Raw genomic sequence first — 12,583 nt, forward strand, 5'->3', positions numbered from 1 at the left:
TTTAATTTTTTAAATTAAATAGAATGTGCATGAATAGGGGGAAGTTCTTTGGATACACAGTTTCTGGTCTCATTATCGATCATATTGGCAACATTTGCTCTTTATATTGGTATTGCGCTTTATAACAAGGCGAAGGCGACTTCTGATTTTTATGTTGCTGGACGAGGTGTCCCTCCAGTTTTTAACGGAATGGCAATCGGCGCTGACTGGATGAGTGCTGCGTCTTTTATTGGAATGGCTGGAACGATCATGCTGCTTGGGTATGATGGGCTCGCCTATATCATGGGCTGGACGGGCGGTTATCTGCTCCTTACCTTCCTGCTCGCACCGCAGCTTCGCAAATATGGCCGCTACACTGTGCCGGAGTTCATTGGCGACCGATTTGACAGCCATACCGCGCGTGTTCTGGCCGCAGTTTGTACCATTATTATTTCATTTACGTATTCCATCGGACAGCTGTCAGGTTCCGGGGTGGTCATCGGCCGCCTGTTTGAAATCGACGCCAAGCTTGGAACGATGATTGGTGTTGTGCTGATTGCATTTTATGCGGCTTTCGGAGGGATGAAGGGGATTACCTGGACGCAGGTTGCCCAGTATATTGTCCTGATTATTGCCTATTTGATCCCCGTTATCTTTATGTCGCTCCAGCTGACTAACAACCCGCTGCCATGGCTTTCGTACGGGGAGCTTGTCGGAAAGATGGGTGAACTGGACCGGGAGCTCGGAATTTCCCAGTATTTTGCTCCGTTTACCAATGGGACGAAGTGGCAGTTCCTTGCCTTGATGTTTACGCTGATGTGCGGTACGGCAGGACTTCCGCACGTCATTGTCCGTTTTTATACTGTATCCACCATGAAAGCAGCACGCTGGTCGGGGGCTTGGGCACTGCTTTTCATCGGGCTTCTCTATTTCTCGGCGCCAGCATACGCCGCCTTTTCCCGGTTTATTTTAATGACGAAGGTGGCAGGGAGCAAAATCACCGAACTCCCTGCCTGGACCAAGTCATGGATCGATACCGGAAAGCTGCAAATGGCCGACAATAATGGCGACGGTGTTTTGCAATGGAGCGAGCTCATCATTTCAAACGACATTGTGGTTATGGCAACACCGGAAATTGCCAATCTTGGGGTGTTCGTCATCGGCCTGGTGGCTGCTGGGGCAATGGCTGCAGCACTTTCCACTGCGGGCGGCCTGATGATCTCGATCTCATCATCCTTTGCCCATGATATTTTCTACCGCGTCTGGAAGCCAAACTCGACGGAAAAAACGCGCCTTGCGGTGGCGCGCTGGTCAATCGTCATTGCTACCTTGCTTGCGGGCCTGATCGCCTTGAATCCTCCGGGAGCGATTACGCAGATTGTGGCCTGGGCGTTTGCACTGGCAACTGGAACCTTCTTTCCGGCATTGGTCCTTGGTGTCTGGTGGAAGCGTTCGAATGCCCAAGGGGTCATAGCGGGTCTGCTCGTCGGCCTCGCTGTCACGCTGGGCTATATCTTTGCAGCGAAATACGGAGGATTCACGATTCTTGGAATCATTGATACGGGGGCAGGGGTATTTGGTGCTGCTGCTGCATTCCTCGCCAATATTGTCGTCTCGCTGGCTACTCCGGCACCATCCCAAAAGCTTCAGGAAGAAGTGCTCGACCTTCGCTATCCGGAGCAGATGGTCTATAAAGACGGCTCAGTCTGGATGAATGACGATGCAACCAAATCAATTTAATAAAATTATGGAGGCTGTGCAGTTCCATCCCTTGTTTCAGGGGCTGGAACAGGGCACAGCCCTTTCCCTTGTCCGCGAATGCGAGGTAAAGGCCTACCAGAAGCATGAGGTCATGCTGAAGGGCGATACAGAACGCGAGGGGTTATTGCTGCTCTTAGAAGGCATCGCCGAGGTGCGTGTTGGAGAAGAGGTGCTTGAGGTGATTCAAAAAGGGGAAATGGCCGGCTTTTCAAGCCTGGCTGATTTCCTTGGCATCCCTTCTCCTGAAGACCACCTTCTTACCGTTGAGCTGCGTGCTGTGGAGCAAGTAAAGGTACTGTTCATCCCATTTGCGGTGCTGGCCAGGAGGTGGGAGGATTCCAATGTCCATGACTATATTCTTTCTCAGGTAGCCATCCGCCTGAGGGATGTCTATGGATCGCTTGCGGAACAGGTCAGTCTGGCCCGGCAGCTGGGAGAAAAGGAACCGTTTATTTCCCGGGTACAGGACATCATGTCAGAGGAGATAGTTTCGATTCCGCCCAGAGCAACTGTGCAGGAGGCAGCCCGGGCAATGTCGGACAAACGAGTCAGCTCTGTCCTGGTCACCGAAGAGGGGAAGCTTGAAGGAATAATTACAGAGCGGGATATTGTTCAGAGGGTGGTGGCTGGAGGCAAGTCTTTTCAAAGTTCCGCGAGCCAAATCATGACTCCTGATCCCATAGTCATTCCACGGCTCGCTTACGTGTACGAAGCGATTTCGGAGATGGTTTTAAAGGGAATTAAGCATTTACCGGTTATAGAGGGCGAAAAAACGGTCGGTATTGTCACATTATCCGACCTTGGCAGGAGGAAAAATGCCAGTGTCTTAAAGACAATCAGGCAAATAGAGGAGGCGGACGAAACAGGACTGAGGGAGGTAAAGGAGGCGGTATCCGTGATAACGGATCATTTGCTAAGGGAGCAGGTACCGGTATTTACCTTGCTGGAAACAGTCACCAGCCTTTATGACCGGGGAGTGTCCAGGGCTGTGGATCTTGCTGCTGCAAGGCTCGGACGACCTCCTGCACCGTTTGCTTTTTACCAGATGGGAAGCAGCGGCCGGGGCGAGCAATTCATGCTGACAGACCAGGACCATTTTCTTGTCTATGAGGACGGCGGAGACCATGCTTATTTTAAAAAGCTTGGCAGCGAGATTGTCTCCATCCTAGAACAGGCGGGCTATGCCAGCTGTCAGGGCCTGATGATGGCCAGCGAGGAACAGTGGCGGGGAACGGTCAGCCAGTGGCAGGACCGGGTAAGGCAATGGATGGTTCAGTCTACGAACACCAACCTGCTGCTGGCGCAAAATTTCTTTTCCTACCGGTTGGTTGCTGGAAGCGAGGAAGTGGGCCGGGGGCTGGAGTCCGGTCTCAGAGAACTCCTTGCCAGGTCGAAGATTTTTTTATACCGCCTTGCGCAGGCAGAAAGAGAGCAACGCCCGATCCCTGACCTTGACCAGCCAATCCGGTCTCTGTTTAAAATGGAGCGCAAGAGCCTGGACTTAAAGAAAGAGGTGCTGTTTCCTTATCACCACAGCCTGCAAATACTGGCCTTGAAAGCTGGCATTCTGGGAGGAACCACTTTGGAAAAGATCAATGCGCTGGAACAAAAAGGGGTGTTCACGGCCGATTTTGCCCAGGATGTAAGGGCAGCCGCAAGCCAGGTATTATCCTTGTATATCAGGCTGAGATGGAATGAAGATAGTGGAGATGGCAGCTCGGTCTTAACCTTTTCAGGTTTGTCGACTAGAGAGAAGGATGAACTGATGTTGAGCCTGAGGACATTAAAGAAACTGCAAGGCTCTGTATTTGCGCAGTTTCCGCTGTAGCAGGGAGGCTGATTTGCAGGCTGGAATTATATTTTTATAAAAGGAGGGTTCGATGTTATTTCAGCGTAAGACGGTATCCTGCCCAGTTGCCTATGACAGCTTGCCTTTGTCCACTGAGCTGGAGGAATTGTCATTTATCGTCTTTGATACGGAAACAACCGGTTTCCAGGTGGGTGCAGATGACCGGTTGCTTGAGATTGGTGCCGTTTCCATCAAGGGGCTCAAGGTACAGGAAGAGGATATTTTTCATTCATATGTAAATCCGAATCGACAAATTTCTCGGGAAATAATCCAATTAACGTCCATTACCACAGAAAAAGTCGAAAATGCGCCTCAAGCGACAGAGGCCATTGCCAGCTTTTTTCATTATGTTGGGGAGCGGGAGGCTGTATGTTTGGTTGGTCATTATGTCAGCTTTGATACCCTTGTTTTCAAACATGAGTTAAAGAGGGGAAAGCAGGGATTAAGGGGCCTCTGTACGATTGATACTCTAGACTTGATTGGCTTTATTGCTCCTTCGTACGATATGAGGGATCTTGAGCGATACGCCATGGCATTCGGGACGAGAATCTACAAACGCCATTCCGCCCTCGGGGATGCCCTGACAACAGCATACCTCTTCACCGAACTTCTGCTCCGGACAAAGGAGCGGGGTGTCCGTACCTGGGGGGAGCTGCTCAAGGCGGTTAAAGGGTGAGAGCGGGCAAGGCCATGTCGATGAACAGCGGTTTAGCTGGCGGAACCTCCGGGCCTGCCTGGCATTGCTTTAGTGTACTAAACGGGGTCAGGCACGCTTTAGTATAGCGGTGTGACGATAAAGTTCAGGTGTGCGATATGGGCTGCGGCAGCCGGGGTATCGTATAGCGTGCCGATATGGTCTGAGGTTTGTGATACAGGTCTTTACGGCGTATCGGCATGCGATACAGCAATCGGCATTGTATTGCTGCCCGATATGAAGTAACGGTATCCCATCCTGGAAGTTGTTCAAACGGCATGAGCAGTATAGCTGCTTTGTGATATAGCGGCATGCGATATGGCAAGGGCAAAAGTTGATGCAGATACTTGGATGTGATATGGCAACGCCTTAAATAATATAACATTGGCAGGATCTAGTCGGTGCGCAATATGTTGACATGCCATATCGCTATGCGATATGGATGGCATCAACTGACAGTAAAATGGATTGGAGATTCAACGGATTAAAGGGGATAAGGTCTCTTCTGCTGAGAAGTTAATAAAACTTTCTGAAAAAAGTTACCTATTCCTTGTCCTTATTGTGTTTTTCGTGCATATATCCTCAACCAAGCTAATAGAATGAATACAAACCTGTCAAAGAGAGAGTGTTTGAGGTGAGGAGTCGTTTTGCGTGAATGAGGATTTAGCCGGAGACATGATTATTTCCAGTAATGTATAGAAGGCCTGTCCTTCTGCCGCAAGTAAAAAAGCAAGTTTTGCGGTTTTCAGTATTTTACGAGGAAAAGCGGGTCTCATTTCACACTTCTCACATCCAATTTAGGGAGGGCGAGTGGTGTGCACGATTACATCAAAGAGAGAACCATCAAGATTGGAAAGTATATCGTGGAGACGAGAAAAACGGTTCGCGTGATCGCGAAGGAGTTTGGCGTATCCAAAAGTACAGTCCATAAAGACTTGACGGAAAGACTGCCTGAAATCAACCCGGAGCTTGCGAATGAAGTAAAGGAAATTCTCGATTACCATAAATCGATCCGCCATTTAAGGGGCGGCGAAGCGACGAAGCTTAAATACCGCAAAGAGGAAAGGGAAGGGGAGCCTGTTCAATAATTGAGGGGAAATATCGGGGGCGAAAGCTTTTACAGGAATGATTCAACCATGAATAAAAAGGACAAGGCGGGGTAGAGTCTGCTTAAAGGGCAGACGGTACACCGCCTTGTTTGTTTTGGCAGGTACAATAGAAAACAGGCTGCTTGGGGCAAGCAGCCTGTTTTCATACATCCTTGTTCCTGAATCGGGCAAGTTCACTGGACAGCGCCTCACTCAGCTCCTGTTCCTGCGGACTTTCATACCCTTTAAAGAGAACCGCTTCAATTTGCTTGTGGTCGAAAAAAACATTGTACTCCTTGCTGATGAACCCCAGTGGATAAGGGCAGCCTACATAATCCCAGATGGATTCCGCGCCATTTTGGGTCTGCATCCGCCCGTAGATCATCATGGGCTGGTTCAGATTATTCAATGAAACAACCGTACCAATAGGAAGCAGTGTTTGATCCTTTTCCATGATGGACACTTCCTTTTTTATTTTCTTGTAACCTCATATTTACTTAGTAGAAATTTTATAAACAAATAAAAGAGGCTTAAACCAACAGGCACAACCACAATGAATATCAACGAAATGATGAGTTTGTTGATCATTGGAGAGTTGCTGTAAAACCAGATGGCATACAGGGAGGAGAGTGTTGATAAAACCCCGAAGGATGTGATCACCTTTTTTATTCTAGCTAAATCCATGTTCCAATTCCCCTTTTATTACTTATTTTTCGTCTTCGTCTTCCTCGGGCTCAAAGCCAAATTTCAATCCCGCCCCGAAAAGTCCGAATCCAAGAATGTAATAGATTGTTAAATTATATAGCATAAAAAGAAATTTTCCCCAGTGTTGACCGTTATTTCTCCGGTTTTGTTGTTTTTAATCGGGACTAAAGGACTGTTTCTGTCTCGGTAACCGTTGATTTTTTGGCGGGAATTTGAATGGGGTCTAATTCAAAATTCCTATCTTCCTATAATATCTTTCTATTTTTCTTAAAAGATGTGCAAGAGGCAAGCGGTTTCTATGCGAGGATTGTCGCAATTTGTCGAGATTATCCTTTCATGTACCTAGTTTGAAATTGTCGAAGAAAGGGTAATTTAGGTCTAAAATCCTCAATTTGGTAAAATACCTGGCGAAACCTTTGCCTTGAATGGCTGATATTGTAAAATATTTATATATTTAGTGATAGATTTGTCATAAATGTTTCAAATAATAATCTTGTAAACTACATAATTTTACGATAGCGAATTTTATTTACAGCAGGCAGGCAGGAATGGCGACCGTTAAGCGAAACGGCCAGAATCCGCCTGCTGATTTGTGCCTGCGGGGAGAGATGAACTTGTGATACTGACTCTATTTGACCAGGATAAAGCCTTCAATCTAGTTCTTCCTGACCGGGTAACAGGCAGGTATGTCTTAAGTACGGAAGATCAGGACAATAACCCGCTGGAAATGATGGCGGTAGAAGCAGAAAATGAACAATGGCATTTAAAATCCAACAAAACAGCTTTCCTGAAAAATGACCAGAACGAAAGAGTTTCCAGAGTCAGGCTGGAACCGTTTAAAACCTACACCATCCACCGGGACGGCCATTCCCACGCCCTGCTGTATGTGGAACCTCCTACATCTGGCCGCAATGAATACACCAAGCATACGGCGGTTTCCAACAGCATTAAGATAGGCAGATCGAAGGAAAGCCAAATCTGTTTTTCAAACAAGCTTGTGTCCAGCTCCCATTGTGTGATTGAGTACACTCCCAATGGAGGGGCAGTCATCAGGGACCAGAACAGCTCCAATGGTACATACGTAAATGGGGACCGGATCAAGGAGAAAAAGCTTAACGTCGGGGATGTTATTTTTATCATGGGCCTAAAGATCGTGTTCAACGGCCGCTTGCTGAGCCTGAATAATCCTCACGGCTCCGTTTTCCTCGACAGAAATTCATTACATCCTTATATCGCTGAAAAGCCCGTCATCCAGGAGGAAGAAGAGCTGGATGATTTTCATGTGGAAGAAGAAGCAGAAGGACTTTTTTACCGTTCCCCCCGTTTTAAGCGGGATATCAACACCGCTGTGATTAAAATAGACCCTCCGCCCCAGCAGCCAAGCCTGGAGGAGACTCCGCTGATGCTGATGCTCGGGCCTTCAATCACGATGGGGATGGCATCCATGTTCACCGGGCTGATTACCCTCCAGAATGTTATGAACAAGGACGGCGATATCATGATGGCGATGCCAACGCTGGTCATGTCGATCTCCATGCTGATTGGTACGGTTCTTTGGCCGATTTTAACGAAGCAGTATGAGAAAAAGAAGAAAATTAAGCTGGAAGGCATCCGCCAGGAAAAGTATTTGCACTATCTGGAAGAAATGAAGCAAGTCATCAAGGACGAATGTACCTATCAAAGTGAGATTCTCCATGAAAACCATGTGGGCCTTGACAATTGCCTTTCAAGGATCAAGCGGCGCCAGCGGAATTTATGGGAAAGAGGTCTTGGGCAGGATGACTTTTTAAAAGTCAGGCTCGGGCTTGGCGACCTGCCGTTGAATGCCGACGTTAAGTATCCGGAGAAGCGCTTCATGCTCGAGGATGATAATCTGCAGGACGAGCTTTATAAAATCGTGGAAACTCCGCAAATTCTGAAAAACGTGCCTGTCACCCTTTCGCTGGTGGAGGACCGGATCAGCGGGATCATAGGGAATCGCGAGGAAGTGAAGTCCTTTGTCAAAGGACTCATCTTTCAGCTGACTGCCCTGCACAGCTATGACGAACTGAAGCTGGTGTTCATCTATGATGATCGCGAGCAGGAGGACTGGAAGTTTGTCAAATGGCTTCCGCACGTGTGGAGCGAGGACAGAGATGTCCGGTTTATTGCCACCGATTCCAATGAAGTCAAGGAGCTTTCCGTCTACTTTGAAAAGGAAATCAATGCCCGTGCCGAGCTGACGGAAGATGAACTGAATGAAATTCCCCAGCACACAGTCGTCTTTTCAATGAGCAAGAGCCTGGGAGCAAAGGCAGAAATGATCAGTCTGCTGCTTAAGGAAAAGAAGAACCTCGGCTTTTCCCTCATTACACTATATGATGAGCTGAAAAACCTGCCGAAAGAATGCTCGAATGTCATCGAACTTGGCGGGGAGTACTCGAAGATCTTTGATAAAGATGATATCTCCGGGAAATATACCGGGTTCAATGCCGACATTTATATGCAGGAAGATCCGGAAGAACTGGCGGTGGCCTTGGCGAACATCCAGCTTGCCACCTCCGGGCAGGCCTATGTACTGCCGGAAATGCTCACGTTCCTCGAAATGTTTGGCGTTGGCAAGATTGAGCATCTGAACGCACTGACCCGATGGAAGGAGAACAATCCGACGGTCACCATTGAAACACCAATCGGCGTGGACGGATCAGGGGAGCCGTTTAAAATTGACCTTCATGAAAAATACCATGGACCGCACGGGCTGATTGCTGGGATGACCGGATCGGGGAAAAGTGAATTCATCATGACCTTCATCCTGTCGCTTGCGGTCAATTACCATCCGGACGAAGTGGCGTTCATTCTGATTGACTATAAGGGTGGAGGCATGGCGAATGCCTTCACGGACCTCCCGCATCTTGCCGGGACGATCACAAACCTGGACGGAGCCGCCGTCAACCGGTCGCTGATTTCCATCCAAAGCGAGCTGAAGCGGCGCCAGGCTATTTTTAGCGAAACGGGCCGCAGGCTGGATCAAAGCAACATTGATATTTATAAATACCAAAAGCTGTACCGCGAAGGACTTGTAACCGAACCGCTGCAGCACTTGTTCATCATTTCCGACGAATTTGCCGAGCTGAAATCCCAGCAGCCCGAATTTATGGAGCAGCTGGTCAGTGCGGCGCGGATCGGCCGGAGCCTTGGCGTGCATTTGATTCTCGCCACCCAGAAGCCTTCCGGGGTTGTCGACGATCAAATCTGGAGCAACAGTAAATTCCGGATTTCCCTGAAGGTCCAGGAAAAAGCGGATTCGATGGAGGTCATCAAGCGCCCGGATGCCGCCGAGCTTTCGACTACAGGACGCTTTTATCTCCAGGTTGGCTTCAATGAACTGTTCGAGCTGGGGCAGTCGGCGTGGGCCGGTGCACCATATTATCCATCCAATAAAGTGGAGAAATCGAAGGATGAAAGTGTTGTCGTCATTGACGAGCTTGGACGTGTGATGAAGACGGCAAAGATTGACCGCCGTAAACATACGGAGAAAAATCCGCCGAAACAAATTGATGAAGTGACCGATTATTTGGCCAGCCTCGCCAGGCAGGAGAACATCTCTGTCCGCCAGCTGTGGCTTGAGCCGATCCCAGCCTTCATTTTCCTTGATGAACTGAGGGAAAAGTACCAAGAAGATTGTCAGGACAGGTCGAACTTTGTGCTCAATCCGGTAATCGGCGAGTATGATGATCCGGCGAACCAGCGCCAAATGGTGATGAGAATGCCAATTACCCGCGATGGGAATGCGGTTATCTATGGAGTTGCGGGAGGCGGGAAGACGACACTTCTGTCTACGATGATTTATTCCTTAATGAGCGAGCATACCCCGGACGAAGTGAATTTTTATCTGCTGGATTTCTCATCCGAAACGATGACCTGGTTCCGGGAAGCTCCGCATGTCGGGGATGTCATCTTGTCGCACGAAAGCGAAAAGATTGCCAACCTGTTTAAAATGCTGGGCGGAGAGATTGAACGAAGGAAGAAGCTGCTTGCGATCTATGGCGGGGACTTTGGCCGCTACAACGAAATGTCGGCGGAAAGTCTGCCGGCAATCGTGGTGAGCATCCATAACTATTCAGCGTTCTCGGAAATGTATGAAGTCCAGGAGGAGGCGATCTCCTTCCTGACACGCGAGGGCGTGAAATATGGCATTTACTTCGTACTGACCGCCAGCAATACCGGTGCCATCCGCTACAGGCTGCTGCAGAATTTCAAGCAGCTGTATGTCCTGCAGCTTAATGACCGCACGGAGTATTCCGGCATCCTTGGCAGCATTGATGGTGTCTATCCATCGAAGTTTAAAGGCCGAGGCATTTTTAAAACCGATCAGACCTATGAATTCCAAAGTGCCCTTATTACCCGGAAGGCTGAAAATATGTACCAGTTCATCACAGACTATTGCCGGAATGCCAGGGAGAGCTGGAACCGCCCTGGTGCGAAGCGCGTTCCGATTTTACCGGAAAAGGTGAATGTAGCATCATTTGGCGACGAGCTGACGGACCGCAAAGGCCGGATCGCGGTTGGGATAGAGAAGAACTCTTTGAGGGTGAGCATGTTCGATTACAAAGAATCGTTTATCCATATCGCTTCCGGAAACAGTGCCGAAACGGTTACGCCATTCATGCAGGGTGCCGCCGAGCTGTTTGGCGAGCTGGGGAACGGAAGTGTGATCGTGCTTGACCCGAACCAGCATTTTACCTGGGATGAAAGCCGCCGTTATGAGTACCATTCCAACGCGGTGGATCTGGAACAGCAGGTAGTGGAACTGTTCCATACACTTGTGCATCGGAACAATACCACCAAGGACAGGATCGCCGAGGGGCTTAAACCGCCTGTATTTGATAAAATCGTTTGCCTCATCGATTCGTTCTCGGATCTGATGATGATGCTGTCACCGGATGCGCAGGATAAGCTGAAGGTCTTCTTGGAAAAAGGCAGCGGCCTGAATGTTCATATGATCATTTCCGACAGCGGCGATAAAATCAGCTCCTTCTCGTTCGACAGCTGGTTCAAGCAGCATGTTTCTCTGAACGACTTTATCTGGGCCGGCAGCGGAATTACCGACCAGTATGTCCTGAAGACATCCAAGGTGACAACGGAGATGTACCAGGAAATCCCGAACGATTTCGGATATGTCGTGGTGAAAGGAAAAGCAACGCTTGTGAAGCTGCTAAGGGCAGCAGCCACTAGAGAGGAGGAGGCCGTTTATCATGGATAAAGTACTCGTCGAGGTATATGTCCCGGCCTCCGAAAAGGAGTTTGACGTCTACTTGCCGCTCGAAAGCAAGCTTTACGAAGTCCTGGTTTTGCTCGCAGGAACGCTGACCGAGCTGTCGCAGGGTTTCTTTGCGGGAACCGCCGATACGATTCTGTGCGACCGGAAAACCGGGGCTATTTTAAACATCAATCAGACAGTGGAAGAAAATGGCCTCCTGAATGGGGCGAAGCTGATGCTGATTTAAGGGGTTGGTGAATCCTGGTTCTGATTTGGGAGCAGGGTTCACAGAGCCAAACCCATGCAGAAATGTAGATTTCGTTGAAACAAAATCGGGTGGGGGCTCCCGGTAAAAATGTCCCATTGGATATTCATAGACTTAGATCCGGGCATGTGGTTATTAAAACCAGCTGCCTGGAATCCGGTTGAATGAATATCAAGCCACTTTGGCACAGGCCTAGTGCCCTGATATTCATTCAACAATTATTGTGATGTGCTGGCAGGGAGGAGCAAAATGGCTTTTACAAATAGAATAAGGTTCATGCTTTTATTGATTTTTATCATGGCTGGGGGGACAGGCTGCATGGAGTCGGAAAGCAAAGTGCTTGGGCACCTGGAAGAGAAATACCATCAAAAGTTTGAAGTGGAAGAGGTAAAGGAAGGCAGTGATCTTTTTCCGGAAATGTACGGGAAGGACCAGGTATTTGCCTATCCGGAGGGCAAGCCCGAGTTGATTTTCGTTGCGGGGGAGAGCAAAAAAAACGATGGGGATTATTATGATACCTACGTTCTATCTTTGTGGGGAGAAGAGCTGACAGAGACGTACGAAGACCAGGTAAAGAAGGAAATTGCCGGTGACAGCATTTCGAAGTTCTATCTCCGGGCTGCGGACAACCAATATGACGCCAGCATGATGGATCTATCTGTTTTTGATTATCTTAAAAATAAAAATCAAAACGTGGATATCGTCCTGCAAATGGCCATTCTTACGGATGGGGAACCCAATCTCGATGAATATAAACAAGGGTTATTTCATTTATTTCAGCTGCTGAAGGAGCAGGGCACCGATAAATACACACTGTCCGTGGGATTTGTAGACAAGTCAGAGGAAGAAATTTCTGATTATATCAGAGTTTCGAATGTTAATAATGTGGCCTGGACAAATCTGAAGGGCAAGGTGTACGGCGCAATTGTTGCCCGTGATTATTCTGACATCCAAAATGCAGATGACCTGGTGGAATATTACCAGCCGAACGAGGAGCAATAGC

10 protein-coding genes are annotated in these 12,583 nt (G+C 48.5%); 8 read left to right on the plus strand and 2 right to left on the minus strand.

The window, feature by feature from the left end; translation table 11 throughout:
- Positions 1–48: 48 nt before the first annotated feature.
- From EV146_RS16080 to spoIIID, 5 genes are all read left to right on the plus strand, one after another.
- Positions 49–1,719, plus strand: a complete 1,671-nt coding sequence (locus tag EV146_RS16080) for a sodium:solute symporter family protein (RefSeq protein ID WP_132008142.1) — start codon at positions 49–51, stop codon at positions 1,717–1,719.
- Positions 1,694–3,568, plus strand: coding sequence for a DUF294 nucleotidyltransferase-like domain-containing protein (locus EV146_RS16085; protein WP_241993930.1), 1,875 nt, complete (start codon positions 1,694–1,696; stop codon positions 3,566–3,568). The genes EV146_RS16080 and EV146_RS16085 overlap by 26 nt, the downstream gene beginning before the upstream one ends.
- Positions 3,569–3,620: 52 nt before the next feature.
- Positions 3,621–4,265 (plus strand): 3'-5' exonuclease, encoded by a 645-nt coding sequence (locus EV146_RS16090; protein ID WP_132008148.1) that lies wholly within the window; start codon positions 3,621–3,623, stop codon positions 4,263–4,265.
- A gap of 111 nt (positions 4,266–4,376) precedes the next feature.
- Positions 4,377–4,529 (plus strand): hypothetical protein, encoded by a 153-nt coding sequence (locus tag EV146_RS27605; protein WP_199232689.1) that lies wholly within the window; start codon positions 4,377–4,379, stop codon positions 4,527–4,529.
- Positions 4,530–5,098: 569 nt separating this feature from the next.
- A complete protein-coding gene (gene spoIIID, locus EV146_RS16095; protein WP_121610589.1) occupies positions 5,099–5,371 on the plus strand; it encodes a sporulation transcriptional regulator SpoIIID in 273 nt (90 codons plus the stop codon).
- Positions 5,372–5,534: 163 nt separating this feature from the next.
- Here spoIIID and EV146_RS16100 read toward each other — a convergent pair whose 3' ends face one another.
- Entirely contained in the window at positions 5,535–5,825 is a 291-nt protein-coding gene (locus tag EV146_RS16100) for a DUF4176 domain-containing protein (protein WP_132008151.1), read from the minus strand.
- Positions 5,826–5,842: 17 nt separating this feature from the next.
- Positions 5,843–6,055 carry a hypothetical protein gene (locus tag EV146_RS16105; RefSeq protein ID WP_121610591.1) on the minus strand — a complete coding sequence of 71 codons (213 nt, stop codon included), beginning with the start codon at positions 6,053–6,055 and terminating at the stop codon, positions 5,843–5,845.
- A gap of 637 nt (positions 6,056–6,692) precedes the next feature.
- On the opposite strand from EV146_RS16105, the gene essC reads away from it, so the two are divergent.
- The 3 genes from essC to EV146_RS16120 all read left to right on the plus strand — a co-directional run bounded on the left by essC (position 6,693) and on the right by EV146_RS16120 (position 12,582).
- Complete coding sequence (essC, locus tag EV146_RS16110) at positions 6,693–11,318, plus strand: type VII secretion protein EssC (protein ID WP_132008154.1); 4,626 nt, start codon at positions 6,693–6,695, stop codon at positions 11,316–11,318.
- Complete coding sequence (locus tag EV146_RS16115) at positions 11,311–11,562, plus strand: ubiquitin family protein (protein WP_121610594.1); 252 nt, start codon at positions 11,311–11,313, stop codon at positions 11,560–11,562. The genes essC and EV146_RS16115 overlap by 8 nt, the downstream gene beginning before the upstream one ends.
- 267 nt (positions 11,563–11,829) lie before the next feature.
- On the plus strand, positions 11,830–12,582 hold the full coding sequence (locus EV146_RS16120; protein WP_132008157.1) for a hypothetical protein: 753 nt from the start codon (positions 11,830–11,832) through the stop codon (positions 12,580–12,582).
- Position 12,583: the final 1 nt, after the last annotated feature.

The sequence above is a fragment of the Mesobacillus foraminis genome (genome assembly GCF_004340465.1).
GTDB lineage: Bacteria > Bacillota > Bacilli > Bacillales > Cytobacillaceae > Mesobacillus_B > Mesobacillus_B foraminis.